This is a genomic window from Streptomyces sp. NPDC086519 (assembly GCF_040686075.1).
GTDB classification, from domain to species: Bacteria; Actinomycetota; Actinomycetes; order Streptomycetales; family Streptomycetaceae; genus Streptomyces; species Streptomyces shenzhenensis.
In genome coordinates, this window is sequence record NZ_JBFBJL010000006.1 from 174,569 (window position 1) to 199,174 (window position 24,606).

At 71.6% G+C, this 24,606-nt stretch carries 23 protein-coding genes; 14 read left to right on the forward strand and 9 right to left on the reverse strand.

What is annotated here, in order from left to right; genetic code table 11:
• Positions 1-9: 9 nt before the first annotated feature.
• From AB0P24_RS08775 to AB0P24_RS08790, 4 genes are all read left to right on the forward strand, one after another.
• Positions 10-327: a hypothetical protein gene (locus AB0P24_RS08775; RefSeq protein ID WP_365791616.1), complete on the forward strand. Its 318-nt coding sequence runs from the start codon at positions 10-12 to the stop codon at positions 325-327.
• 102 nt (positions 328-429) lie between these two features.
• Positions 430-1,164 carry a response regulator transcription factor gene (locus tag AB0P24_RS08780; protein WP_365791618.1) on the forward strand — a complete coding sequence of 245 codons (735 nt, stop codon included), beginning with the start codon at positions 430-432 and terminating at the stop codon, positions 1,162-1,164.
• The gene (locus AB0P24_RS08785; protein WP_365791620.1) at positions 1,161-2,582 is read left to right on the forward strand and encodes a HAMP domain-containing sensor histidine kinase; all 1,422 of its coding nucleotides are present in this window, start codon (positions 1,161-1,163) and stop codon (positions 2,580-2,582) included. The genes AB0P24_RS08780 and AB0P24_RS08785 overlap by 4 nt, the downstream gene beginning before the upstream one ends.
• Positions 2,583-2,656: 74 nt before the next feature.
• A complete protein-coding gene (locus AB0P24_RS08790; RefSeq protein ID WP_365791622.1) occupies positions 2,657-3,028 on the forward strand; it encodes a hypothetical protein in 372 nt (123 codons plus the stop codon).
• Between the two features lie 9 nt (positions 3,029-3,037).
• Here AB0P24_RS08790 and AB0P24_RS08795 read toward each other — a convergent pair whose 3' ends face one another.
• Positions 3,038-4,153, reverse strand: coding sequence for an alkene reductase (locus tag AB0P24_RS08795; protein WP_365791624.1), 1,116 nt, complete (start codon positions 4,151-4,153; stop codon positions 3,038-3,040).
• Positions 4,154-4,679: 526 nt separating this feature from the next.
• Complete coding sequence (locus AB0P24_RS08800) at positions 4,680-6,026, reverse strand: aldehyde dehydrogenase family protein (protein WP_365791626.1); 1,347 nt, start codon at positions 6,024-6,026, stop codon at positions 4,680-4,682.
• 169 nt (positions 6,027-6,195) lie between these two features.
• Between AB0P24_RS08800 and AB0P24_RS08805 the strand changes: the two genes are divergently transcribed.
• Positions 6,196-6,549: a helix-turn-helix transcriptional regulator gene (locus AB0P24_RS08805; protein ID WP_060895109.1), complete on the forward strand. Its 354-nt coding sequence runs from the start codon at positions 6,196-6,198 to the stop codon at positions 6,547-6,549.
• Positions 6,550-6,943: 394 nt separating this feature from the next.
• Here the strand turns inward: AB0P24_RS08805 and AB0P24_RS08810 are convergent, their stop codons facing one another.
• On the reverse strand, positions 6,944-7,552 hold the full coding sequence (locus tag AB0P24_RS08810; protein WP_365791628.1) for a TetR/AcrR family transcriptional regulator: 609 nt from the start codon (positions 7,550-7,552) through the stop codon (positions 6,944-6,946).
• Positions 7,553-7,640: 88 nt separating this feature from the next.
• Here AB0P24_RS08810 and AB0P24_RS08815 point away from each other — a divergent pair, with 88 nt between their 5' ends.
• The 3 genes from AB0P24_RS08815 (at position 7,641) to AB0P24_RS08825 (ending at position 11,394) form a co-directional block, all read left to right on the forward strand.
• Positions 7,641-8,360, forward strand: a complete 720-nt coding sequence (locus tag AB0P24_RS08815; RefSeq protein WP_365791630.1) for an SDR family NAD(P)-dependent oxidoreductase — start codon at positions 7,641-7,643, stop codon at positions 8,358-8,360.
• A gap of 537 nt (positions 8,361-8,897) precedes the next feature.
• Positions 8,898-10,514 carry a hypothetical protein gene (locus AB0P24_RS08820; RefSeq protein WP_365791632.1) on the forward strand — a complete coding sequence of 539 codons (1,617 nt, stop codon included), beginning with the start codon at positions 8,898-8,900 and terminating at the stop codon, positions 10,512-10,514.
• A 142-nt stretch (positions 10,515-10,656) separates the two neighbouring features.
• Positions 10,657-11,394, forward strand: a complete 738-nt coding sequence (locus AB0P24_RS08825; RefSeq protein ID WP_365791634.1) for a PH domain-containing protein — start codon at positions 10,657-10,659, stop codon at positions 11,392-11,394.
• A 19-nt stretch (positions 11,395-11,413) separates the two neighbouring features.
• Here AB0P24_RS08825 and AB0P24_RS08830 read toward each other — a convergent pair whose 3' ends face one another.
• Positions 11,414-13,201, reverse strand: a complete 1,788-nt coding sequence (locus tag AB0P24_RS08830) for an ABC transporter ATP-binding protein (protein ID WP_365791636.1) — start codon at positions 13,199-13,201, stop codon at positions 11,414-11,416.
• Between the two features lie 682 nt (positions 13,202-13,883).
• On the reverse strand, positions 13,884-15,671 hold the full coding sequence (locus AB0P24_RS08835) for a bifunctional metallophosphatase/5'-nucleotidase (protein ID WP_365791638.1): 1,788 nt from the start codon (positions 15,669-15,671) through the stop codon (positions 13,884-13,886).
• A gap of 169 nt (positions 15,672-15,840) precedes the next feature.
• Between AB0P24_RS08835 and mshD the strand changes: the two genes are divergently transcribed.
• On the forward strand, positions 15,841-16,770 hold the full coding sequence (gene mshD / locus AB0P24_RS08840; protein WP_365791640.1) for a mycothiol synthase: 930 nt from the start codon (positions 15,841-15,843) through the stop codon (positions 16,768-16,770).
• A 38-nt stretch (positions 16,771-16,808) separates the two neighbouring features.
• Here the strand turns inward: mshD and AB0P24_RS08845 are convergent, their stop codons facing one another.
• Genes AB0P24_RS08845 through AB0P24_RS08860 form a run of 4 tightly spaced genes read right to left on the reverse strand, consistent with a single transcriptional unit; the run spans position 16,809 to position 20,662 of the window.
• Positions 16,809-18,356, reverse strand: coding sequence for an ABC transporter permease (locus AB0P24_RS08845; protein ID WP_365791642.1), 1,548 nt, complete (start codon positions 18,354-18,356; stop codon positions 16,809-16,811).
• Complete coding sequence (locus AB0P24_RS08850) at positions 18,353-19,249, reverse strand: ABC transporter ATP-binding protein (RefSeq protein WP_365791644.1); 897 nt, start codon at positions 19,247-19,249, stop codon at positions 18,353-18,355. The genes AB0P24_RS08845 and AB0P24_RS08850 overlap by 4 nt, the downstream gene beginning before the upstream one ends.
• A gap of 43 nt (positions 19,250-19,292) precedes the next feature.
• Positions 19,293-20,102 (reverse strand): zf-HC2 domain-containing protein, encoded by an 810-nt coding sequence (locus AB0P24_RS08855; RefSeq protein WP_365791646.1) that lies wholly within the window; start codon positions 20,100-20,102, stop codon positions 19,293-19,295.
• Positions 20,099-20,662 carry an RNA polymerase sigma factor gene (locus AB0P24_RS08860; RefSeq protein ID WP_365791648.1) on the reverse strand — a complete coding sequence of 188 codons (564 nt, stop codon included), beginning with the start codon at positions 20,660-20,662 and terminating at the stop codon, positions 20,099-20,101. Before AB0P24_RS08860 ends, AB0P24_RS08855 begins: the two co-directional genes overlap by 4 nt.
• Before the next feature lie 111 nt (positions 20,663-20,773).
• Here AB0P24_RS08860 and AB0P24_RS08865 point away from each other — a divergent pair, with 111 nt between their 5' ends.
• Genes AB0P24_RS08865 through AB0P24_RS08885 form a run of 5 tightly spaced genes read left to right on the forward strand, consistent with a single transcriptional unit; the run spans position 20,774 to position 24,576 of the window.
• A complete protein-coding gene (locus AB0P24_RS08865; protein ID WP_365791650.1) occupies positions 20,774-21,163 on the forward strand; it encodes a GntR family transcriptional regulator in 390 nt (129 codons plus the stop codon).
• Complete coding sequence (locus tag AB0P24_RS08870) at positions 21,160-22,041, forward strand: ABC transporter ATP-binding protein (protein WP_365791652.1); 882 nt, start codon at positions 21,160-21,162, stop codon at positions 22,039-22,041. The genes AB0P24_RS08865 and AB0P24_RS08870 overlap by 4 nt, the downstream gene beginning before the upstream one ends.
• On the forward strand, positions 22,038-22,952 hold the full coding sequence (locus tag AB0P24_RS08875) for an ABC transporter permease (RefSeq protein WP_365791654.1): 915 nt from the start codon (positions 22,038-22,040) through the stop codon (positions 22,950-22,952). The genes AB0P24_RS08870 and AB0P24_RS08875 overlap by 4 nt, the downstream gene beginning before the upstream one ends.
• The gene (locus AB0P24_RS08880; RefSeq protein ID WP_365791656.1) at positions 22,949-23,806 is read left to right on the forward strand and encodes a hypothetical protein; all 858 of its coding nucleotides are present in this window, start codon (positions 22,949-22,951) and stop codon (positions 23,804-23,806) included. The genes AB0P24_RS08875 and AB0P24_RS08880 overlap by 4 nt, the downstream gene beginning before the upstream one ends.
• Positions 23,803-24,576 carry a hypothetical protein gene (locus tag AB0P24_RS08885; protein ID WP_365791658.1) on the forward strand — a complete coding sequence of 258 codons (774 nt, stop codon included), beginning with the start codon at positions 23,803-23,805 and terminating at the stop codon, positions 24,574-24,576. Before AB0P24_RS08880 ends, AB0P24_RS08885 begins: the two co-directional genes overlap by 4 nt.
• The last annotated feature ends 30 nt before the right edge of the window (positions 24,577-24,606 follow it).

The window sequence follows — 24,606 nt, forward strand, 5'->3', positions numbered from 1 at the left end:
GAGTACGTCATGATCAAGCAGGTTTCGCACACGACGGCCGCCGACAGCCCGGCCGGGTTCAGCCTGGCCCTTGCCGTGGCGTACGAACTCCACGCACCGACGGAGGCCGTGGTGGCGCCGACCCCGGCACCGCGCTCCCCGGAGGCCGTGGTGATACCGACCCCGACTCCGGCACCGCGCTCCCCGGAGACCATGGTGGCGCCGGCCCCGGCCCGGCGCGCCCCGGAGGTCGTGCCCGCCCCGGAGCTGATGGGCCTGCGCACCTCCGCGGCCCGGCCGCACCAGCGCAAGGTGCCGCTGAGCCGCATGACCCTGGTCCGCGGCTAGGGGCGTACCACCCCACCAGCGCGCATACCCGACAGCCCGGAAACATGCGAGGCTGAGAGGCGTCCCGACCCAGACCCACCGCACCCCGAGGAAACCCGAGCGATGAGCCCCGCCGATGGCGACCGTGAACCCCAGCGCATCCTGATCGTCGACGACGAGCCGGCCGTACGCGAAGCCCTCCAGCGCAGCCTCGCCTTCGAGGGGTACGAGACCGAGGTCGCGGTCGACGGCGCGGACGCGCTGGAGAAGGCGACGGCCTACAAGCCGGATCTGATCGTTCTCGACATCCAGATGCCCCGCATGGACGGCATGACCGCGGCCCGCCGCATCCGCGGAGCGGGCGACACGACGCCCATCCTGATGCTGACGGCCCGCGACACGGTCGGCGACCGCGTCACCGGCCTCGACGCCGGGGCGGACGACTACCTGGTCAAGCCCTTCGAGCTGGACGAACTCTTCGCCCGCATCCGAGCCCTGCTGCGCCGCAGCTCCTACGCGGCCTCCCTGGCCGACGGCGCCCAGGAGGACGAGGCCCTCACCTTCGCCGACCTGCGCATGGACCTCGCGACCCGCGAGGTCACCCGGGCCGGCCGCCAGGTCGAGCTGACCCGCACCGAGTTCACCCTCCTCGAAATGTTCATGGCGCACCCGCGCCAGGTCCTCACCCGCGAGCAGATCCTCAAGGCCGTCTGGGGCTTCGACTTCGAGCCCTCCTCGAACTCCCTCGACGTGTACGTCATGTACCTCCGCCGCAAGACCGAGGCCGGCGGCGAGCCCCGCCTCGTCCACACCGTGCGCGGCGTCGGGTACGTCCTGCGCCAGGGCGGCGCGGAGTGAACAAACTCGTCCGCCGCTTCCGCACCCTCCCGATCCGCGCCCGCCTGTCGATGCTGGTCGCGGCGGCGGTGGCGTTCGCGGTGGCGGCGGTTTCGGTGACCTGCTGGTTCATCGTGCAGGGGAAGCTGTACGACCAGCTCGAGAGCGACCTGCAGAAAGTGCGGGGACCGGCGAATGTCGTCGCCCAGAACGCCCTCATCAACTGCACCAGCACGGTCCAGGACACCAACGGCCTGCGGGTCGGCTACGGCCAGGTGGTCAGGACCGACGGCACGTTCTGCCTCACCCACGACGCCACGGGCGTGATCAAGGTCAGTCAGGCCGACAAAGACCTCATCAAGGGCGGAAACACCGACACCCTCTACTTCAGCAACGGCAGCGACGTGGACGGCAACCCGCTGCGCGTGATGACGCAGGTGTTCGCCACCGAAGGCGGCTCCCACGTCGGGCTGATCACCGCCGTCCCTCTGAAGAGCACTCAGAACACCCTCAACGACCTCGCCCTGCTGCTCCTCCTCGTCTCCGGCATCGGAGTCCTCGGCGCAGGAGCCGCAGGCCTGGCCGTCGCCCGTGCCGGTCTCCGCCCCGTCGACAAGCTCACCGAGGCCGTCGAACACGTCGCCCGCACCGAGGACCTGAGCGTCCGTATCCCGGTGGAGGAGGAGTCGGACGACGAGATCGCGCGACTGTCCCGCTCCTTCAACAGCATGACCAGCTCTCTGGCGAGCTCCCGGGAGCTCCAGCAACAGCTCATCGCGGACGCCGGTCACGAACTCCGCACCCCTCTCACCTCGCTCCGCACGAACATCGAACTCCTCACGCGCAGCGAGGAGACCGGCAGGCCCATCCCCCCGGCGGACCGCAAGGCACTGCTCGCCTCGGTGAAGGCGCAGATGACGGAGCTGGCGTCGCTGATCGGCGACCTCCAGGAGCTGTCCCGCTCGGAGGGCCAGCGCGGTGAGCGCCTACAGACGGTGGCGCTTCAGGACACGGTCGAGGCGGCGCTGCGCCGCGCCCGCCTGCGCGGCCCGGAGCTGACGATCACGGCCGACGTCCAGCCGTGGTTCGTACGCGCGGAGCCCTCCGCCCTGGAGCGGGCGATCGTCAACATCCTCGACAACGCGGTGAAGTTCAGCCCCGAGGGCGGCACGATCGACGTCGTCCTGGAACGCGGCGTCCTCACGGTCCGCGACCACGGCCCCGGCATCGCGGAGGACGAACTCCCCCACGTCTTCGACCGCTTCTGGCGCTCACCCAGCGCACGGGCCCTGCCCGGCTCGGGCCTCGGCCTCTCCATCGTGGCCCGCACGGTGCAACAGGCGGGCGGCGATGTGACTCTGGCCCGCGCCAACGGCGGCGGCACGGTGGCGACGGTACGACTGCCGGGAGCGCCTACGGCTCCGCCGGATGGCCCGTAAGAGGTTCGCCTTCCTGCCAGAAGATCTCTTCCACCACGATCTGCGGATCTTCGGTCCGGCGGACGAAGGTGTATTTGAGCCAGCCGTACCCGTCATCGAAAAAGCACCTATGGCGGCCCCTCGGATCAAACGCCGGCGAATGGGAGGACTGGGCCGCGCTGCGCTACAACGGCGCCGCCATACGCGACTGCGCACCGCTGTTCGCCGAGCACGGCGTGAACCAGGTGAGCCCATTCGTGGACAACGAGGTCGTCGCAGCCGTGCTCGACGAGGTCGCCGAACGCAGGCTGCTGACCAGGAACCTGCGGACTGTCAACGCCCTGATGGACCCGACGGTCCTCGAGCCGGTGATCGCCGGTGTGAGCGCGGGCTCCAAGGGCGGGCACGGTGTCGCCGGTCGGGCGCCTGTCCATGGGTGGGTGGGGCTGCCGCATGGACAGGCGTGAGTGTGGGCCTCAAGCCGCTTCGAGGAAGGGGTAGTCGGTGTAGCCCTCGGCGTCCGGCCCGTAGAACAGTTCCGGCCGCGGCTCGTTCTCCGGGTGGCCGCCCTGCCAGCGCTCGACCAGGTCGGGGTTGGCGATGAGGGCCCGGCCCACGGCCACGGCGTCGGCGTGGCCGGCCTCGATCTGCTGGAGCGCCTGCTCGCGGGTGGTCTGCCCCCCGCCGAGGGGGCCGTTGTTGACGATCAGCTTGCCGTCGAAGCGCCGCCGCAGCTCCTGTACCAGCTCGCCGCCCGGCTCGGTGTGCAGTACGGAGAGGTAGGCCAGGCCCAGCGGGCGCAGTTGGTCGAGCAGGGTGCCGTAGGTGGCCAGGACGTCGTCCCGGTCGGTCTCGAAGACGTCCCCGAAGGCGACCTCCGGCGAGATCCGCAGCCCGACCCGCTCGGCACCGACGGCCTGGGCGACCGCCGTGACGACCTCGACGACGAAGCGGGCGCGGTTGTGCGGCGAGCCGCCGTATCCATCGGTGCGCTGGTTGGCCGCCGGGGAGAGGAACTGGTGGAGCAGGTAGCCGTTGGCGCCGTGGATTTCCACGCCGTCCGCTCCCGCCTCGATGGCCCGGCGGGCGGCGGTGACGAAGTCCTCCAGGGCTGCACGGATCTCTGCGGTGGTCATCGCTTCCGGTACGGGGTAGGGCTGCTCGCCCTTCTCGGTGAACGTCTCGCCGGTCCTGGCGATCGCGCTGGGGGCGAGGATGCGGCGGCCGCCGTTGATGTCGGGGTGGGTTTGGCGGCCGGCGTGCATGATCTGCAGGACGATGCGGCCGCCCTCGGCGTGCACCGCCTCGAACACCCGCTGCCAGCCGGCCGCCTGCTCGTCGGTGGCGATGCCCGGCTCACCGACATAACCCTGCGACGCGTGGTCGGGGTAGGTGCCCTCGGTGATGATCAGCCCGACGCTCGCCCGCTGCCGGTAGTACTCGACCATCAGGTCCCCGGGGATGCCGGAGGAACCGGCGCGGACCCGGGTCAGCGGTGCCATGACGATGCGGTTGGCGAGCTCGATCTTCCCGAGAGAGACGGGGGAGGAAAGTGATGAAACGGGCGAGACTTCTGAAATGTTGACAGGCATGGGTTTTCTTTCTGCGATACGGAGGGAAAGGGGATGAATGTCTGCGACACAGGGGGTCCACGCTGTCCCGGCGGAGGCGCGGATGCGGTCCTCGGGCAGGCGCGGGCCCGCTGGCGGTGACGCGGTTCCAGGACCGCGATCGGGGTGTGGGTGGTGTTGGCGGCGAACGCGGTGAGAGCCGCATGCCGTCGGCGTCAGCGTCGGTGTCGGTGTCGGTGTCGACGCCGGTCAAGCGCAACTGCCCGCCGGAGTACGGGCGTTCGCTCCTTGCGCACGATCAGCAGCCGGCCGGCTCACGAAGTCGTGGGTGCCGCCGCCGGAGTCGGTACGGATCGACGTCTGCGGGCCGCGTCGCGACCGACTCCCTCGACGCGCCCCCGTGAAGAGGACCGGTACACGGCTTCACCTGGAACGCGATTGCGGCGGGGGTGGGAACAGCGATCTCAGCGATCCTCATTCTGACCGGCCTGAGGCACGTCCGCCGGCCGATCGCCCATCGGACAGCCTGCTTCACGAAAGCGCGGGCCTAGTTGAGCGGGACGTCCGCGACAGCCTTGAGGTGGCTGAACGTCTCGAGGGAGTACCGGCCGTGGTAGCGGCCCATGCCGCTTTCGCCGACGCCTCCGAAAGGCAGGCCGGTCATGAGCAGTTGCATCACCGGCTGGCCCCAGGCGACGCCGCCGGAGGACGTCTCGTTCACCAGGCGCGCCTTGGTGGCCTCGGACTCGGTGAAGGCGTAGAGCGCGAGGGGCTTGTCGCGTTCGTTGATGAAGGCGATGGCGGCATCGAGGTCTTCGACTTCGACGACGGCGAGGATCGGACCGAAGATCTCCTCCTGCATGATGGGCGATGCGGGGTCGACATCGGTGAGCACCGTCGGTGCGATGAACAGGTCGTCACGGTCGTGCTGGCCTCCCACCGCCGCCCGGCCGGAGTCCAGCAGAGCGGTGAGCCGGTCGAAGTGCCGCTCGTTGATGATCCGGCCGAAGCCGGCCGAGGTCTGCGGGCTGGTGCCGAACTGAGCTTCGACCGCCGCACGCAGGGCGGGAACCAGTGCGGCAGCGGTGGCAGGATCGGCCAGAACGTAGTCCGGGGCTATGCACTGCTGCCCCGCGTTGCCGAACTTGGCGCCGACCAGCCGCTTGGCGGTCTCGTCCACGTCGGCGTCGGGCGCCACGAAGACCGGTGACTTGCCTCCGAGTTCGAGCGTGACGGGGGTGAGGTTCTTGGCGGCTGCGGCCATGACGATCCGGCCGACGGTGCCGTTGCCGGTGTAGAAGATGTGGTCGAAACGCTGCGCCAGGAGGGCCGTGGTCTCCTCGGCACCCCCTTCGACGACGGTGAGCACGTCGGCGTCGAAGTACTCACGCAGCAGGCGTGAAGCGACCGCCGAGGTGTGCACCGAGATCTCGCTCGGCTTGGCCACCACGGTGTTCCCGGCGGCCAGCGCGCCGATGATGGGGTCGATGAGAAGGTGCAGCGGGAAATTCCACGGAGCGATCACCAGGACGACCCCGAGCGGGTCGTACGTGGTGTAGGCCGTGGTCGTGGGACCGAAATGGGCAGGAACCTCCACCGGGCGAGGCTGAAGCCAGCTCTCCAGATTCGCCAGCGTCTCGTCGATGTCGGCGACGGTGAAGTCGATCTCCTGCGTCTTCGCCTCGGCGGCATTCTTCCTCAGGTCAGCCCAGAGGGCTTCGATCAGCTCCTGCTCGTTCTCGACCAGCAGTGCCCGCAGCCGCCGCAGTTGGCTGACGCGCCAGTCCAGTCCGCGGGTGACGCCGGTGTTGAACGTCGCACGAAGGCGGCCGACCACCTCCGCGGCAGTTTCGCTCCGGTGCGTCCTCGGCTCGGTCGCCTGTGTTGTGGTCATGGGGTGTGCTCCGTTCTTGATGCAGGCCGCGCCGACAAAGGCGTTCGCGGCATGCCGTGGTACCGGTGATGGGCAACCCGGTGGATGACGGATGAAGGGTCAATCCGTGCCTTCACCGTAACCCATGTACGCGCTGACGCGAACATAGGGCCGGGGTTATTCTTTTCTCATGGCCAGCCGCACCTCCTCCCCCCTCGTCCACCCCGACACGGACGACCTCGACCTCTTCAAGATCATGAGCGCGCTGACCGACGAGACCCGGCTCACCATCGTCGTCACCCTCTCCGTCTCCCCCGGCCTGGCCTGTAGCGGCTTCACGCAGGACGTCACCGCGTCCGTACTCACCCGCCACTTCCGCGTCCTGCGCGAGGCCGGTCTCATCCGGCAGCACGATGTCGGCACCCGCCGTTTCAACACGCTGCGCAAGGAAGATCTGGACCAGCGGTTCCCCGGACTGCTCGACCTCGTCCTCAAGGAGAGCGTCGGCCGCGTGGAGCCTTACGTGAACGCCGAGTGCGCCTGACCCTCCGGGGCGCCCCTCCGTGGCCGCGACGAACCGGACCCACCGCAGCCAGGTGTCCAGCTTGCGGTCGGCTTCGATCACGTCGAACAACACCTCGTGCGCCGAGCCGCAGTAACCGGTGCCCCAGCTAGGCGATACGCCACCGGCCCCGACGTACCCGCCTGCACGGAGGCGACGTACTACACCGAACCCGGTTCCCCGTCGGCGGAGGCACTACGACTGCTGGCCGGCTGGGGCGCCGACGCGACAAGGACGGGAGCCGGGTGCCGCCGGCACGCACGGCTTGATGAACAGTTGATCACCGGTAGTTCGCCGCGCGCCACGCCCAGCGTCGATCCCGGGCTGACTGGCTGACTGGCTGACTGGCTGACTGGCTGACTGGCTGACTGGCTGACTACAGCTTTGGCCAGCTGCCCAGCGCGAGGTTCGCGACTTGCAGCAGCTCAGGGCGGGAACTACCACTCGCGGCCTGGACGGCGATCCCATTGGCGACTGTTCTCAGGTAGAGCGCGAGAAGATGCGGATCCGCGGAAGGCGGAAGGTCACCGGCGTCCACCGCCTGTTGGAACCGGCGCGTCAAGTGGGCTACCCCCTCCTCGCGCCATGCGATGAGTGCGTCTCGGACCGGGCGGCTCTCATCCCCGGTGGCCAACGCACCCAGCACGCCAAGACAGCCCGCGGGCAACCCCGGCATGGTTGCCGCCTCGACCGCCCCGTGGAGCACGGCAGTAGCCACTGCTCCGCTGGTGGGCTCGGCCAGAGCTCGGGCGAAGTAGGCGGTCAAGCCCTCGGTGTAGCGCTCCAGCGCCTTGTGGAAGAGGTCTTCCTTGCTGCCGAACGCCCGGTACAGGCTGGGGCGGCTGATACCCATCGCTTCGGTGAGGTCGTCAAGGCTGGCGCCCTCGAAACCCTTTGACCAGAACACCAGGACTGCGCGATCGAGTGCCTCATCGATGTCGAACGCGCGGGGCCTGCCAGGAGGGACCGGTGTCGTCGAGGTCATTTCTTCATCCTACTCCTTCGGTACCGATCGGTACGGATGTGCTAACGTGTTTCGTACCAATCGGTACGGTATACGGAGAGGCAACATCATGTCACAGACCGTACTCATCACTGGCGGAACCTCAGGCATCGGCTTGAGCCTCGCGCAATCCTTCGTCGAGCTCGGGGCGTCTGTCGTCGTTTGCGGGCGTTCGCAGGCTGCGCTCGACCGATTCGCGCAGGCCCACCCGCAGGCGCTGGCCGTGCGGGCTGATGTGACGGACGCAGCTGATCGGGCAGCGTTGTTGCAAGCAGTCGCTGATCGCTTCGGGCGTCTGGACGTGTTGGTCAACAACGCCGGTACGTTCGAGGAACGGGACTATGCAGCCGGCAAGAACCCCAATGCGACTCTCGATGCCGAGGTGGCGTTGAACCTCACCGCCCCCATCCACTTGACGGGTGAAGTGCTCGAGCGATGGCCAGAGCCCGACGCGATCGTATTCATCACCTCGGGGTTCGCTCTGGTCTCGCCCACTCGCGCGCCTACCCATGGCGCGGTGAAGGCCGGCCTGCACGGCTTTGCGGATGGCTTGCGCCGTCAACTCGCCCCGCAGGGCACCCATGTCCTCGAGGTCCTCCCACCGTCTACGGACACGCCCATGAACGCCGAAGCCACGGGGAAGAAACTGACTCCCGCACAGGTGGCGGCGGTCACGATGAAGGCTCTTCGGCGGGGGCGGAACATGGCATTCCCCGGCCAGACGAAGGTCATGCCCGCCATGCTGCGCATCGCGCCGGGCACACTACGACGCGTCGTCGCCGGGCTCTGAACCCCAGAGAAATCCTTCCCCGGCAACACCTCACCGAGCGGGCCGAGCGGGCTCCCGTCTCCCGCGAAGCCGAAGGCAAGCAGCCGTTTCGGCCCAGGGCCGATGCCGTGACTCCGTTGGCGATCCTGCCGGGAGGTCAGCCGGGGGCGGTGCAGAGGGCGCGGAAGTGGCTTGGTGTCCGCCGGGGGCGGGTCGGTTCGGCGATCCAGTCGGCGATGCGGCTGACTCGGTTGCCTCCGCCACCGGCGACGGAGGCGACCGGTGTTCGAAGGCGACCGCCTCGGAATGCGCCGTACGAGTCATGCGGGCAGGACACGACGTCGGCAGCCGTGGTATCCGGCGGGCGGCGTGGGTAACTGGGCGTCCGTGCACCGGAGGGCCGCTCGCCCTGGTACGGGTGGCCTGGTTCCGACACATGACGATGTTCCCCGGGCATGTGTGTGCCGTGACAGCCGTCGTGGGCGGCGCGGAATCCCCTTGGCCGGTGCCGTCACCGGGCGAGCCGATCGGATGGTTCGCCGACCGTCTGGAGGATCCGTGCACGTCTTCGGTGGCCTGCGCTCACTCTCGGCCGTCGCGGCGCTGAGTGCCGCGCTGGCCGTCTCCCCCGCGTTGTCCCCCACGCCCGCCGCCGGAGCCGCTCTCGCCGGGCCGGTGCGGACACAGCCCGTCCGGTCGCCCGACTCGGGTCCCGCGCTGCACCACGACACCTCGCTCCCCCTGCGCACGCTGGCGCGGACGGCCGGGCACGTCAGGCCCACACCGTCCGTCGTTCCCGGTCCCCGACGGCCGCATCGGGCGCTGCCCGAGCACACCGCCTCGGATCCGGTGGTGCAGACGAACCAGGGCAGCCGGGCGCAGATCACGCTGCTCCGCAGCTTCGAGGGCGTCTCGAACGGGGGCGCCGTTCCTCCGGATCCGAACGCCTCGGTGGGCTCCACCCAGATCGTGGAGGTCACCAACCTCGTACTCGCGGTGTACTCCAAGACCGGCGGTACGGTGCTGGGCCAGATCCCGACCAACACCCTGTGGAAGGGCTTCGGCGGGCCGTGCGAGACCGCGTTCAACGTGGACCCCGTCGTCCGCTGGGACACCCTTGCCCGCCGCTGGATCATCACCCAGTTCTCCACCGACCACCGACGGCTGTGCGTGGGCGTCTCCACGACCGCGGACGCCACGGGCTCCTACCACCGTTACGAGTTCGGGTACCGGCAGGACCCCGGCCACGAGAAGGTCGCGGTGTGGCCGGACGCCTACTACGTGACCATCAACTCCGGCCCTCCCGGCCTGCCGCAGGAGGCATGCGCCTGGGACCGGAGCCGGATGCTGCGCGGTGCCGACGCCAGTCAGCAGTGCTACTTCTTCCCGGCGGACCACTTCCTGCTCGGCTCCGACCTCGACGGCACGACCCGGCCCCGGCGGGGCGAACCCAACCTGCTGGTCACCCTCGGGGAGACCGACGACACCCTGCGGTACTTCCAGTTCCATGTCGACTGGCGGAACCAGGCCGCCACCTCCGTGACCCGTGCGCGGGACCTGAGGGTCGCGCCCTTCACCCGCGCCTGCGAGCGCACGGACCACGCCGGGGACAGGTGCGTACCGCAGGCCAACACCAGGCAGAAGCTGGACTCGCTGTCCTACTTCCCCATGTACCGGCTCGCCTACCGCAACTTCGACGACCATGAGTCGCTGGTGTTCAACCACGCGGTCGACGCCCGCGGCGCCGTGGGTGTGCGCTGGTACGAGCTGCGGCTGCGGGGCGGCCGGCCGGTCGTCCGCCAGCAGAGCACCTACGCTCCGGACCCGACCTACCGCTGGATGGGCTCCGTCGCCCAGAACAGGGCGGGCGACATCGCGCTGGGATACTCGCAGTCCTCCGCCCAGACCCGCCCCTCGATCCGTCTCACCGGACGTCTGGCCGGTGACCGGTCAAACCTGATGACGTTCCACGAGACCCTGGTGGGGACCGGACTGGGCTCCCAGATCGGGAGCAACCGCTGGGGCGACTACACCTCCATGGCGATCGACCCGTCGGACGACTGTACGTTCTGGTACACCAACCAGTACCAGCCGTACGACGGCGCCTACAACTGGCACACCCGTATCGCCTCCTTCCGGCTCTCCGACTGCCGCCAGCAGCACCGGCGTCCCTGACCGACGGCACGGAACGACAGCACGGAACGACGGCACGCACGGACGGCGCACCACCGTCAGTGCGTGCGCCCGGGGCGGCGGGCGGTCTTATCCTCTCCTCAGTCGCGCACCCGTTCGGTGCGCCTGGGGAGGGGCTCGGGACGTGGACGAGGGCGGCGTCGAACGGGAGTACCGGAAGCGGCGGAAGCTGCCGTGGCCGCATCTCGGGCTGCTGGGCGTGGTGTTGGTGAACGCGCTCGTCCAGAGCGGCCGCCTCGCGACCGACCGCGACGAGAGCGATTTCCGGTGGGCGCCGCCGCTCATCGGGCTGCTGATGGCCGTGACGCTGGTGCGGATCCTGCTGGAGCAGTACCGGGCCCGCACCCGGGTCACCTCCGCCGGGATCACCGCGCAGGGACCGCTGCGGACCCGTACCTGGTCCTGGTCCGAGGTCTACGACATCCGGGTCGAGCCCGCCCCGCCCGGTTCGGGGCAGGCGGCTCCCCGGTGGCTCACCTATCTGTACGACTTCCAGGGCCGCCGCTTCCTGCTCCCGCACCTCAACGACTGGCAGCTGGACGACCCCTACGCCGAGGTCACGGAGCTGTGCCTGGCCGCCGCCCCGCACCGCAGCCTCACCTGGGAGCGGCGCCCGGACGTCGAGGAGCGGATCCTGCACGGGGCCGCGCGGCGCAAGGCGTGGACGTGGGGGGTGTACGGCGGCGTCGTGATGATCGTGGTGATGACCGTGGTCTCCCTGGCGCTGGTGCTGACGGGCTGGGCGGACCACCCCCTCCTGCTGATCGGGTGCGTGCCGCCGGCCTGCGGCGTCGCCCTGGGCGCCGTACTGCGGTGGTACTGGAGCGCCCACCCGCCCCGCTCCCCGGCCCGGCAGCCGTAGTCCGCGGTGCGGACGGCCGCTACCACCTGAGGATCATCGTCTCGTCGGGGGCCGGTGCCGGTTCCGCCGTGATGGCCTCGGGGAGCGGATGGGCCAGGGCGGCGTAGGCACCGTCGCGGGCGAGGAGTTCGGCGTGGGTGCCGGCCTCCACCAGGCGGCCGCGGTCGACGACCAGGACGCGGTCGGCGTCGGGGGCGAGGGTGAGGTCGTGCGTGATCATGATGGTGGTCCGGCCCGCCATGAGCCTGCGCAGGGGGGCGACGACCTGGCGGGCGGCGATCGCGTCCAGGCCCGCCGTCGGCTCGTCGAGGACGAGGACCGGGGCCGCGCGGAGCATCGCGCGGGCGATGGCGATCCGCTGGAGCTGGCCGCCGGAGAGGGCGGCCGTGCCGGGGGCGATGTGGGTGTCGTAGCCCTCGGGGAGCGCGACGATGAAGTCGTGGGCCGCCGCGTCCCGCGCGGCCTGCTCGATCTCGTCGTCCGTCGCGCCGGGTCGGCCGCAGCCGATGTTCTCGCGGACCGTGCCGTTGAGGATCAGCGTCTGCTGCGGGAGCAGGGCGACGTTCTCGCGGAGGAACTCCAGGGGTACGTCGCCGAGCGGGACGCCGTCCAGGCAGATCACGCCGGCCGAGGGGTCGTAGAAGCGGGTGAGGAGCTTGGAGAGGGTGGACTTGCCGGCGCCGCTCTTGCCGGTGACCAGGACCAGTTCGCCGGGGCCCGCCGCGAAGTCGACGTCGCGCAGGGAGGCGCGGCGGGACTCCGGGTAGCGGAAGGAGACGTTGTGGAAGCTGACCCAGCCGCGCACCGGCCAGGGGCCGACGGGCCGGTCGGGGTCGGTGACGGCGGGCTCGGCGTCCAGGATCTCGCCGATGCGCTCCGCGCCCGCGATGGCCGCGGTGAGGGTGAGGCCGAGCTGGCCGAGGTTGCGGATCGGCGGGTAGAGGTAACCGAGGAAGGCCGCGAAGGCGAGGAGTTGGCCAAGGGTCATGCGGCCGGCGGAGATCTCCCAGACGCCCAGGCCGATGACGGACAGCACGCACACGGTCTCCACGACCTCGACGAACTGCGCGTACATCTCGCTGAGCCGGGCCCCGCGCACGCTCGCCCGCATCCAGGCGCGGGCCTCGGCGTCGAGGCGCCTCTCCTCGTCCCGGCGGCGGTTGTACGCCTGGGTGAGGACGACGTTGCCGAGGGACTCCTCCACCACGGAGGTGATCGCGCCGTCGGCGACCCGCTCGTCCTGGGAGGCGGCCCTGATCCGGCCGGAGAAGCGGCGGGCGGCGAACAGGAACAGGGGCGCGAGGACGAAGGTGGCCAGCGCCAGGTCCCAGCGCAGCCAGCAGGCGGCGGCCGCGTAGAAGACGGCGGAGAAGGCGGCGGCGACGGTGCCGACGACACCGGACACGACCATCTGCTCGATGGCCTCGACGTCACCGGTGAGGCGTTCCACCAGGTCGCCCTGGCGGTGCCGCTGGAAGAAGTGCGGGGGCAGGTCCTGGACGTGCCGGAAGACCTTGGCACGCAGGCGCAGGACGAATCTCTCGGCGGTCCAGGTGGCCAGTGAGTTGCCGAGGTAGCCGACGAGGGCGCCGAGTGCGGCGACGCCCAGCCAGGCGCCGGCCGGGCCCCAGAAGGCGGCGAGCGAACCGGCCTTGAGGGCGTTGTCGGTGAGGTCGGCGAAGAGCAGGATCGCGGCGGTCTCGGCGAGCGCGGACACCACGACACACGCGATGATCAGCCACAGCCACCTGCGGTCGCCGCGGGTCAGCGGCCAGAAGCGGCGGAAGGCCGCACGGGCTTCTCTCATGGTCGGTAACTCCCTTCAGGGGTGTCGAGGCGGGCCACGGGGGCGGACATGGCCGAGGCGGGGCCACCGGCGCGAGCACGCGACACCGGTGACCCCGCCTCGCGGCGTGCCTCAGCGCTGGTCGCCGACGGGGCGCTTCGGCTCCGGCTTCTTCGGCGCGGGCTTCTTCGGGGCCGGGGCCGGCTTGCGGTGCTTCTTGACGGGGACGATCTTGTGGAAGCTCATGATGCCGTTCCTCTCGCGGTGACTTGTGTCGTGGTTCTGCAACAGTTTTTCTACTGACCCGCCACAGCAACCTGTGAATTGATTTGAATTACTTCTGTAAATGCTTTGTCAACGCTCGTCGCCGACCGGGCGGCGCTTCGGCTCCGACTTCTTCGGCGCGGGCTTCTTCGGGGCCGGAGCGGGCTTGCGGTGCTTCTTGACGGGGACGATCTTGTGGAAGCTCATGTCCTTCTCCTTCGTTCTGTCGTCCGCGCCGTTCGCTTTCGACATGGAAAACATTACGGGACCCGGGAGCCGGAAAAAGCCATTTCCAGTGAGACCTCGATGAATTGCGACTGAGAGAAATTTTCAGAAGCAACTTGGAACCGGACACGGTCTCACATAGGTTTTATCCAGCAGAAAGGGCCCGGTACGCACGGCTGCGTACCGGGCCCTCGGGTGGGGCTGAGACGGGTGCCTACTGCACGATCGTGATCCGGTTCGTGGCCGGCGGGGCGAGCGGGGCGGTCGCCGAGGAGTTGGCCGTCAGGTACTGGGCGAGGGCCGAGAGGTCGTCGGTGCCGACGAGGTCGCCGGTGCCCTGGCCGAGGGTGGTGAAGCCGTCGCCGCCGCCCGCGAGGAAGGAGTTGGTGGCGACGCGGTAGGTGGCGGCCGGGTCGACGGCCGTGCCGTTCAGCTTCACGGAATCGGTGACGACACGGTCCGCGCCGGTCTTCGTCAGGTCCAGGGTGTAGGTGAGCCCCCTGGACGGTTGCAGGATCTTCGGGGCGGCCGCGTTCGCGCCGCTCACCTGCTCCTTGAGCACCTGGATGAGCTGCGCGCCGGTGAAGTCCTGGAGGTTCACGGTGTTGGCGAACGGCTGCACGGTGAAGCCCTCGGCGTACGTGACGACGCCGTCGCCCTCGCTCCCCTTGGCCGCGTACGTCAGCCCGGCCCGCACCCCGCCCGGGTTCATCAGCGCCAGGTCGGTCTCCGGGTCCAGCTCCCTGCCGTACGCGAACTGGGCGTCGGCGATCAGGTCGCCCATCGCGGACTCGGTGCCGGTGTTGTTGACGTCGGCGGAGATGTAGCCGATGGCGCGGTTGCCGATCGGGGCGGCGAGGGTGTTCCACCTGCCGATCAGCCCGGTCATGTCGGGCGCCTTGGCGACGTCCCGGGTGACCACGTGGTTCGCCGACTTCACCGCCGTACGCGCGATGTCGCCGGTGTAGCGGTCGTACGTGAGGGTGGTGTCGGTGTAGAGGCGGCCGAAGGAGGCGGCCGAGGTGACCATGCGGGGGTTGCCGGCCGGGTCGTCGACCGTGCACACGTACGCGGTGTGGGTGTGGCCGGTGACCAGCGCGTCCACGGCCGGGGTCACGTTCTTCGCGATGTCCACGACGGGGCCGGAGATGCCGTCCCCGGCGCCCGGCGAGTCGCAGTCGTAGTTGTACGACGACGAGCTCGGGAAACCGCCCTCGTGGACCAGCGCCACGATCGACTGGACGCCCTGGCGCTGGAGCACCTTGGCGTACTTGTTGATGGTCTCGACCTCGTCCTTGAAGGCCAGGCCCTTGACGCCGTCGGCGGAGACGATGCCGGGCGTGCCCTCCAGGGTGACGCCGATGAAGCCGATCCTGACGTCCTTCTTCTTCCACACCCAGTAGGGCTTGAGGATCGGCTTGCCCGTCTTCTCGTCGAGGACGTTGGCCGCCAGGTAGGGGAAGTCGGCGCCCTTGAACTTCTTGTCGGTGTAGCAGCCGTCGGTCGGGTGGCAGCCGCCGTTCTGGAGGCGGGCCAGTTCCCCGGCGCCCTCGTCGAACTCGTGGTTGCCGACCGTCGTCACGTCCAGGTCGAGCTTGTTGAGCGCCTCGATGGTCGGCTCGTCGTGGAAGAGCCCGGAGATCAGCGGGGAGGCGCCGACCATGTCGCCGCCGGCTGCGGTGACGGAGTACCGGTGCCCCTTGCGGGCCTGACGGAGATGGGTCGCGAGGTACTCGACACCACCGGCGTCGACGGTCTTCGTCGTCCCGTCGGCCTGGGTCTCGGTGACCCGCCCGGAGGAGCCGGACGGCGGCTCCAGGTTGCCGTGCAGATCGTTGAAGGAGAGCAGCTGGACGTCCTGGTAACGGCTGGGTCCGTGGCCCTTGCCGGAGTGCGCGTCGGCGGGCAGCGCGCTCGCCAGTGCCGCGACGGTGGCGAGCCCGGCGGCCGACGCGAGCAGCGCGTACGAACGCCGTCCGGACGGTCTGGACTTCGCTTCCATGGAACCCCCCTGTGGGTCTGCTGAGAAGTGGCCCGGTCCGGCGCAGCCTAGGGTCAACGCGCGTAGCGCAACAGGGGGTTCCTGGTTACATCTTGGTTGCCGGTTGCCCTGCCCTTTACCTTTCCCGGGTGCCCCCGCATTGCCGATCCGGCCCCGTACCCTCGTACGCATGACCAGCGACGACACCGCACGGCCGCCCATGGGCTCCCGCTCCATCGACACCTACTCCGCGCTCACCCCGGATCAGGCCGAGGCCGTACGGGAGCTGCTGGCGGAGGCCGCGCGGACCGACGGCCAGCAGCCGGTGTCCGAGCAGGGCCGCCTCCAGCTCGGCGGCGGCGCCCGGGAGGGCGTCTCCCATCTGCTCCTCTCCACCGACGGCGAACTCGTCGGCTACGCCCAGCTGGAGGACACCGACCCGGTGGAGGCGCCGGCCGCGGAACTGGTCGTCCACCCGGACCACCGGGGCCACGGCCACGGCCGCGCGCTCGGCTCCGCCCTGCTGGCCGCGTCCGGCAAGCGGCTGCGGGTGTGGGCGCACGGCGGCCACTCGGCGGCCCGCCACCTGGCGCAGGTCCTCGGCCTCACCCTGTTCCGCGAACTGCGCCAGATGCGCCGCTCGTTGACGGACCTGGACCTGCCGGACCCGAAGCTGCCCGACGGCGTCACCGTCCGCGCCTTCGTGCCCGGCCAGGACGACGCGGCCTGGCTCGCCGTCAACGCCGCCGCCTTCGCCCACCACCCGGAACAGGGCTCGCTCACCCAGCGCGACCTGGACGACCGCAAGGCCCAGCCCTGGTTCGACCCGGCCGGCTTCTTCCTCGCCGAACGCGCCGGCGAACTCCTCGGCTTCCACTGGACGAAGGTCCACGACGCGGAACGCCTCGGCGAGGTCTACGTCCTCGGTGTCTCCCCCGGCGCACAGGGCGGCGGCCTCGGCAAGTCCCTCACCACCATCGGCCTGCGCCACCTGGCCGACCGCGGCCTGCCGACGGCGATGCTGTACGTCGACGCCGACAACGCGGCGGCGGTCGCGGTCTACGAACGGCTGGGCTTCACGACCCACGAGACGGACCTGATGTACCGCACGGAGACGTGAGGACCCGGCCCCGCACCGGCCGCTCTGAGCCCCGGGGCTCAGCCCGCCAGGCAGTCGTCCGGCCCCTTCGGCACCTTCACGCCGAGCAGGCGGGCCGCGTCGGCCGTCGTCGTGTGCGGGGAGACCAGCTGCTGCCAGTGGGCCTTCACACGGGCCGCCACCGTGTCGTGCGGCTCGCGGAGCAGTTCACGTACGACCTGCGTCTGAGGGGCCGAGACGGACATGCTGCCGCCGTCCGGGGTGAGGACCGCGGCCGAGCCCTTGAGGCTGTCGTCGATGCGCAGGTGGCGGAAGGTGGCGGTGGGGGTGGGGTCGGTGGCCAGGGCCAGCCACATCGTCGTCACCACGCGGGCGTCGCACATCTCCTGGGAGGCCTGTTCGCTGCCCGCGACCAGGACCCGGGCGACCCCGACCGCGAACTCGGGGACCCGGTTGCCGCCCCACTGGGTGCCGACGGTGACCGTGCCGGGGGCGGAGCTCGTCGGGAGGGTGGCGTCCGTGGTCAGGTCGGTGATCTCCTCGATGCGCTGGCGGATGGTGAGGCGGGTCGTGGCCGCGTCGCCGCCCGCCTCGGACTGGACGCGGTGGACGACTCCGGCCCAGTCGACCGTCCAGCCCGTCCAGTCCGGGTACGCGCAGTAGCGGGAGCCGGCCCGCTCGACGCACGTCTGGAACTTCGCCGGGTGGTCCGCCTCCGCCTTCCGGGCGGCCTGCAGAGCGGCGGAATCCCGCGGTGCCTGACCGGCCACGCCCGCCACCGCCGCCGCCAGGGCCACGGCGGTCGCCGCCTTCAGGACCCGCGCCCGGCTGCCGGCCACCCACATCGCCACGCACACCGCCAGCACGGTGAACCCCAGCAGGTACAGCGCGTGCCAGCCCGCCGGCCGGCCCAGCAGTTCCCCGGGGACCGGGGTGCCGCCGTTCTCCGCCACCGCCGGCCACAGCCAGTCCACGCCGCGCGTGCCCGAGCCGTCGGACAGCAGGCTGGTGACCACCCCGGTCGCGAGCAGCAGGAACAGCGGGGCCGCCGGGTGGGGCAGGACCCGGGCCAGCAGCACGCCGACCGCGCCGGCCAGCAGGACGGCCAGCGGGGCCACCGCCAGTTCGAAGACCGAGCCGTGGCCCACCGCGCCCGGCCGCAGCGCCGCCCAGGCGAACTGGAGGTCGACCACCAGGGCCACGCCGAGCGCGAAGGGCACGACCGACAGGGCGTGGGCCAGCGTCCGGCGCGCGGGCGGCATGGCCAGCACCCCGAACTGCTCCTCAAGGCCCCGCCGCCGGTCGAGCAGCGCCGCCCGGTGCGCGCAGACCAGCAGGGCGACGGCGAACAGCTCCGGGCCGCCCTGGGTGGAGCGGTCCACGTCGTGCAGGACGGGATACGCGTCCATGCCCTCGTCCCGCCCGAACAGGCCGTACCCGACGTAGGCGAGATACACCAGGCCGAAGACCAGCACCGGGATCTGCAGCAGGAGCTGGCGGGCCTCGAACGCGGCCAGGGCGAAGACGGACGCGGTCGCGGTGCCGCGCTCGCGCTGGTGGTCCGCGGGCCCGGCCGTCTCCGGGTTCTTCACGAGTACGGTCGTCATGCCGCCACCCCCGTGTCCTCCGTGCCCTTCGTGCCCTTCGTGCCCTTCGCCGGGTTCTCGTCGAGGACCAGCAGGTAGCCGTCCTCCAGGGTGGGTTCGAGCAGGTCGGCTCCGGTGGGCGGGTCGCCGACGTTGCGGAAGGCGCCGGTGCCGGTGCGCCAGCCCGCCCGGGCGCCCGGGGCGCGTTCCGTGCTGCTCCACACGCGTCCGGCCGCGCGGGCGGTCAGCCCGGCCGGCGTGCCGTCGAAGCGGACCCGGCCGTCGGCCAGCACGATCACCCGGTTGCAGAGCATCGCCACGTCCTCGGTCTGGTGGGTGGACAGCACCACCGTGCGGCCCTCACCGGCCTCGGCGATCAGCTCCCGGAACCGCATGCGCTGTTCGGGGTCGAGTCCGACCGTCGGCTCGTCCAGCACGAGGAACCTGGGGTCGCCGACGAGCGCGGCGGCCAGCGCGACCCGCTGCCGCATCCCGCCGGACAGCCGCTTGATCCGCCTGCCGCGCACGTCGGCCAGGCCGACCTGGTCGAGGACGCGCCGCACCTCGCGATGGCGGCCGCCGCGGCCGGTGAGCTCCTTGAGGACGGCGACGTAGTCCACGAACTCGAAGGCCGTGAAGTCCGGATGGAAGCCGGGGGTCTGCGGGAGGTAGCCGAGCATGCGGCGGACCGCGAGCCGGCCGGCCGGGGTGGCCGGGTCCGCGCCGTACACCGTGAAGGCGCCGCCGTCCGGCGGTACGGCGGTGGCGAGGACCTTCAACAGGGTGGTCTTCCCGGCCCCGTTGGGCCCGAGCAGGCCGGTGACGCCGTCCGTCAGGGACAGGTCGACGCCGTCGAGCGCCGGGGCGCCGCCGTAGCGCACGGTGAGGCCGGCGGCGGAGACAGTGGTGTTCACGTAGGACTCCAGTGATCGGTCGGTCAGACGATCAGTCGGTCGGTCAGCAGGGCTTGGCGTCGAAGCGGTCGCGCACCTGGTGCAGCAGGAGCGTCGCCAGGGCGGCGAGCGCGGCGGCCACCGACTGCCCGGCCGTGGTGAAGGCGGCCGGCGTGTGCGCCGGATGCAGTGCCGCCACCGCCATCAGGGCGATCCACGCCCCGCCGACGAGTCCGGGACCGAGCAGCGGGCCCAGCCGGGCGGAGAGGGCGAGGCCGGCCGCGGTGAGCGCCAGGGCGGGCAGCAGCCAGCCGAAGGCGAGCAGGCCGTAGCCGGGAAGGGCCAGCGCGGCCAGGCCGTTGAGGCCGAGGGAGGCGGTCAGCGCGGCCACCGTGCGGATCATCAGCAGCCGGAAGCCGTGCGTCGGGGCGACCGCGGCGATCTCGTGCGTCGGGTCGAGGACCGGTCCGTACGACAGGGCCACCGCGGCGAGCGGGAGCAGCGGGGCGAGGGCCAGGAACAGGGCCGGGGCGTCCACCGCGTGGACCACGAGCACCGTCGCCGCCAGCACGAACGTCACCGACGCCAGCCAGGAGCGGCGCAGCACGGGGGTCGCGGTGAGCAGCCGTGCGGTGTGCGCGGCGACCCCCAGACGGACCAGGAGCCGTTCGCCCGGCCCCGGCCGCGGCGCGTCCAGTTCGGCGTCCAGGCGCTCCCAGCCGACGTCCAGCGCGACCGGGTCGGACACCGCCGCGAGCACCGCACGGCAGTCCGCGCAGGAGCCGACGTGGGTGTCGGCCGACCACAGCAGCGGCGCCGCCAACTCGCCGCGCGCGTAGGCCCGCAGATCTTCTTCGGACACATGCCAGGTCATGCCAGCTCCTCCCGCAGCCGCTTGCGCGCCCGCAGCGCGCGGGTCTTGACCGTCCCCGGCGGGATGCCGAGCAGCACCGCCGCCTCCCGGGTGGTCAGCCCGTCGATCACCGTCGCCTGGAGCACCGCCCGCAGTTCGGGCGAGAGCCGGACCAGGGCCCCGGCGAGGTCCCCGTGCTCCACCCCCGCGAGCACGCGTTCCTCCGCCGAGTCCTCGTCCCGGTGCCGCAGCCGGGCCAGCGCCTGCCGCAGCCGGCCCCGGGCCCCGTCGCCGCGCACCGCGTCGACCAGCCGCCGCGAGCCGATCCGCCACAGCCACCCGGCCGCGTCGGCGTTCGCACCGTTCTCGGTGGTCTCCCGGTAGCGGGCGGCACTTCCCCGCCACACCGCGAGGAACGTCTCCTGCACGACGTCGTCGACGACCGCCGGATCCGCGCACCGGCCGCGCAGCCGCGCGGTCAGCCAGGGCGCGTACCGCCGGTACAGCTCCTCGAAGGCGCGCCGGTCCGAGTCCGCGGCTATGGCCCGCAGCAGCTCCCCGTCGCTTCTCGTTCCGCTCACGTCTCCTCATCGCACGGGCCCTGCCGATCGGTTCACGGAACCGGCCTTGACTTTCCGAACGATCCTGCACCACCCTTTCACTACTCAATTAGTGAAAGGGTGGTTGTACGGGTGGTCGAGTACCGCATCGACCGGCGCTCCGGCGTCGCCACCTACGTCCAGATCGTCCAGCAGACCAAGCAGGCCCTCCGCCTGGGTCACCTGCGGCCGGGAGACAGACTGCCCACCGCCCGCGAGGTGGTCGAGGCCACCGCCATCAACCCCAACACGGTCCTGAAGGCCTACCGGGAGCTGGAGCGCGAGGGCCTGGTCGAGGCCCGCCGCGGGCTCGGCACGTTCGTGAAGCGTGCCCTGGGCGCCGCCCCGACGGCCGAGTCGCCCCTGCACGGGGAGCTGGAGGACTGGGCCGCCCGGGCCCGCGCGGCCGGCCTGGACCGCGAGGACGTGGCCGCACTCTTCACCGCCGTACTCGAAAAGCACTTCCAAGGAGAGAGTTCATGACCGACACCGCGATAGCGGCGTCCGCGCTCGGCAAGCGGTTCGGCCGACGCGGAGGCTGGGCGCTGCGCGACTGCACCTTCCGGCTGCCCGCCGGGCGGGTCTGTGCCGTCGTCGGCCCCAACGGGGCGGGCAAGTCCACGCTCCTCGCCCTCGCCGCCGGTCTGCTGGGCGCCACCGAGGGCGAGCTGACCGTCCTCGGCACCACCCCCGCCCAGGCCCGCACCCGGATCGGCTACGTCGCCCAGGACAAGCCGCTCTACCCGCAGCTCACGGTCGCCGAGACCCTGCAGATGGGCGCCGACCTCAACCCGGAGCACTGGGACGCGGCCGCCGCCGAGCAGATCGTGGCCGCCGGCGACCTGAACCCGAAGTCCCGGGTCCGCGCCCTCTCCGGCGGCCAGCGCACCCGGGTCGCGCTCGCGCTCGCCCTCGGCAAGCGGCCCGGACTGCTCCTCCTCGACGAGCCGATGGCCGACCTCGACCCGCTCGCCCGGCACGAGCTGATGGGCGTGCTGATGGTGCAGGCCGCCCAGCACGGCACCACCATCGCGATGTCCTCGCACGTGGTGGCCGAGCTGGAGGACTCCTGCGACCACCTGCTGCTGATCGGCGGCGGCCGGGTCCGGCTGGCCGGCGAGATCGACGACCTGCTGGCCGCCCACACCCGGGTCACCGCCGGCGCCGGCGCCGACCTCGCCCCGCACACCGTCGTCGAGTCCCGCACCGCCGGCCGCCGGCTCAGCGCCCTGATCCGCCCGGCCGGACCGCTGCCCGACGACTGGCGCACCGACACCCCCTCCCTGGAGGAACTGGTCCTCGGCCACCTCCGCAACCCCGGGGCCCCGGCCCTGGCCCCGGCCGAGGAGGCCGTCGCGTGACCGCCCTGTCCGTACCCGCGCCCGCCGCCCCGGCCAGGCCGCACCTGACCCGCTGGGTGCTGCGCCTGCACCGCCCCGCGCTGTACGTCTGGACGGCCCTCGTCCTGCTCGGCACCGTCCTGCTGCTCCTGCTGCACGGCCCGTTCGCGGACGCGGCCGCCGAGGGCTGGCGCCAGTTCGACAGCTGCGGGTTCACCACCGCGTGCCGGTACGACCAGAGCGCGATCCTGCGCTACAAGGACTGGTACAACTACGCCACCCTGGCCGCGGCCGCGGTGCCCTTCCTCACCGCCGCCTGGGCGGGCGGCGCGCTCCTCGGCAAGGAGCTGGAGTCCGGCACCGCCGAGCTGTCCTGGGCCCAGTCCAGCACCCCGGTCCGCTGGCTGTCCGTGCGGCTGGCCACCCCGGCCGTCCTCGTCACGGCGGGGACCGGCCTGCTGGCCTGGCTGCACCATCTCGCCTGGGCCGCGGGCCGGGGCCGGATCCACAGCGCCAAGGAGTGGTACGACGTCGGGACGTTCCTCACCGGCGGCCCCACCCTCGGCGCCCTGTCCCTGGCCGGGCTCGCGGCGGGCGCGCTGGCGGGGCTGCTGTGGCGGCGGACGCTGCCCGCGCTGGCCTTCGGCACGCTGCTCACGGGCGCGATCTGGGGCGCGTCCCAGCTGCTGCTGCCCCATCTGTGGCCCACGCTGGGCCGCAGCGGGCATGGCTATCCCACCTCCCCGGCCGGCTCCTGGACGGTGAGCCAGGGCGGGGACGCGGCTCAGTACCATGTCACATACCACCCGTACTCCCACTACTGGCCGCTCCAGCTCACCGCCACCGCCCTCCTCCTCACCGTCGCGGCCCTGCTGACCCTCGCCTGCTTCCTGCTGCTGCGCCGCCGGACCGGCAGGGCGGCCACCCGATGAGCGCCCTGCCCCCGGCCGTCGGCGGACTGCCCCGGACCGTGCTGCGACTGCACCGGCCGGCCCTGCTGACCTGGACCGTGTTCGTGGTGGGCGTGAGCGGCTGGCTGGCGTGGCTGACGAAGGTCACCGCGAACGACCCGGACCGGAAGGGCCTGCCCTGCTACGACGTCTGCGTCGACGGGTTCGGCTACCCGGTGCAGCTGAGCTGGGCCGGCAACCTGATCGGCTACGGCTTCGTCGGCGTCGCCGCCTTCGCGGGCGGCGCCCTCATCGGCCGGGAACTGGAGTCGGGGACCGCGCAGTTGGCGTGGACACAGGGCGTCACCCCGGTCCGCTGGCTGGCTGCCAAGCTGGCGCTGCCCGCACTCGCGGTCACCGTCGGCGGCACGGTCCTGAGCCTGGTGTTCCGCTGGGCCTTCGCCGCCCACCCGGACCTGTCCTGGGAGAACTGGACCTGGGACATCGCGTTCACGGCCCGCGGCCCGCTGCTCGTGGCGTACGCCCTGTGCGCGCTCGCCGTCGGCACCCTCACCGCGCTGTGGCTGCGCCGCGCGCTGGCCGCGCTCGGGACCGCCGCCGGGGCGATGTGGCTGCTCAAGAGCGTGCTGACGTACTACCGCCCCTACCTGTGGCCCGCCCTCACCCGCACCGGACCCCACGCCTTCGACCTCCCCGACAGCACCTGGCTGGTGAACGAGGGCTCGGACTCCCACGGCCGCTTCGCCGCCTACCACCCCGCCTCCCACTACTGGCCCCTCCACCTCACCGAGACCGCGATCGTCCTCACCCTCGCCGTCCTCGCCACCCTCCTCTCCTTCCGCCTTCTCAAGCACCGCACGGAGTCCCCCGCATGACCGTCCCGTCCGCCGCTCCAGCGGCCCCGCACCGCTCCCTGCGCCGGCTGCACCGCCCGGCGCTGCTCAGCTGGGCCGCGTTCGTGCTGCTCGTGGCGGGCTGGCTGCTCTGGCTGCACTTCTCGGAGGTACCGGCCGAGCGGGCCTGCCAGGGCTTCCACTTCTCCGCCTCGGGCCAGCTGCCCGCGTGCGGCTACTCGGCGCTCACCGACGCCGAAAACGTCTTCAACTTCCTCGGCGAGACCCTCAGCTACGCCTGTGTCGCCGTCGCCGCCTGGGCGGGCGCCTCGCTGACCGGCCGCGAGCTGGAGTCCGGCACCGCCAAGCTCGCCTGGACCCAGTCCGTGTCCCCGGCCCGGTGGCTGGCCGGGAAGCTGGTCGCGGCCGCCGTACCGCTGGCCGCGGGGGGCGGGCTGCTGGCGCTGGTCTTCGGCCGGACATGGACCTCCGACCGGAACTGGCTGGTGAGCAACTGGACCTACGACCGGGTCTTCATCCCGTGCGGCCCGCTGCTGCCGGCCCTGCTCCTGCTCGGCCTCGCCGTCGGCGCCCTCGCCGGGATCGCGCTCGGCCGCACCCTCCCGGCGCTCGGCGCGGCCGCCGTCGCGACGCTCGTGATCAGGCTGTACCTGCGCGAGGCGTGGCAGCCGCTGCGCGGGCCGCTGCACGGCTTCTGGGCCGTGCACCTCCTCGCCACCGCGATGGTGCTCGCGGCGGCCGCCGCGGCCACGGCCGGCGCGTTCTCCCTCCTGCGCCGCCGGACCCGCTGAGGAACCTTCTGCCCCGCGCGTCCCCCGGAC

Excerpts from the sequence above, each read along its gene's own strand:
- mshD (WP_365791640.1), top strand. The coding sequence starts at position 15,841 with ATGACCAGCGACGACACCGCACGGCCGCCCATGGGCTCCCGCTCCATC.
- AB0P24_RS08870 (WP_365791652.1), top strand. The coding sequence starts at position 21,160 with ATGACCGACACCGCGATAGCGGCGTCCGCGCTCGGCAAGCGGTTCGGC.
- AB0P24_RS08800 (WP_365791626.1), bottom strand. The coding sequence starts at position 6,026 with ATGACCACAACACAGGCGACCGAGCCGAGGACGCACCGGAGCGAAACT.
- AB0P24_RS08880 (WP_365791656.1), top strand. The coding sequence starts at position 22,949 with ATGAGCGCCCTGCCCCCGGCCGTCGGCGGACTGCCCCGGACCGTGCTG.
- AB0P24_RS08780 (WP_365791618.1), top strand. The coding sequence starts at position 430 with ATGAGCCCCGCCGATGGCGACCGTGAACCCCAGCGCATCCTGATCGTC.
- AB0P24_RS08810 (WP_365791628.1), bottom strand. The coding sequence starts at position 7,552 with ATGACCTCGACGACACCGGTCCCTCCTGGCAGGCCCCGCGCGTTCGAC.
- AB0P24_RS08815 (WP_365791630.1), top strand. The coding sequence starts at position 7,641 with ATGTCACAGACCGTACTCATCACTGGCGGAACCTCAGGCATCGGCTTG.
- AB0P24_RS08885 (WP_365791658.1), top strand. The coding sequence starts at position 23,803 with ATGACCGTCCCGTCCGCCGCTCCAGCGGCCCCGCACCGCTCCCTGCGC.
- AB0P24_RS08855 (WP_365791646.1), bottom strand. The coding sequence starts at position 20,102 with ATGACCTGGCATGTGTCCGAAGAAGATCTGCGGGCCTACGCGCGCGGC.
- AB0P24_RS08835 (WP_365791638.1), bottom strand. The coding sequence starts at position 15,671 with ATGGAAGCGAAGTCCAGACCGTCCGGACGGCGTTCGTACGCGCTGCTC.
- AB0P24_RS08775 (WP_365791616.1), top strand. The coding sequence starts at position 10 with ATGATCAAGCAGGTTTCGCACACGACGGCCGCCGACAGCCCGGCCGGG.
- AB0P24_RS08805 (WP_060895109.1), top strand. The coding sequence starts at position 6,196 with ATGGCCAGCCGCACCTCCTCCCCCCTCGTCCACCCCGACACGGACGAC.
- AB0P24_RS08795 (WP_365791624.1), bottom strand. The coding sequence starts at position 4,153 with ATGCCTGTCAACATTTCAGAAGTCTCGCCCGTTTCATCACTTTCCTCC.
- AB0P24_RS08845 (WP_365791642.1), bottom strand. The coding sequence starts at position 18,356 with ATGACGACCGTACTCGTGAAGAACCCGGAGACGGCCGGGCCCGCGGAC.
- AB0P24_RS08830 (WP_365791636.1), bottom strand. The coding sequence starts at position 13,201 with ATGAGAGAAGCCCGTGCGGCCTTCCGCCGCTTCTGGCCGCTGACCCGC.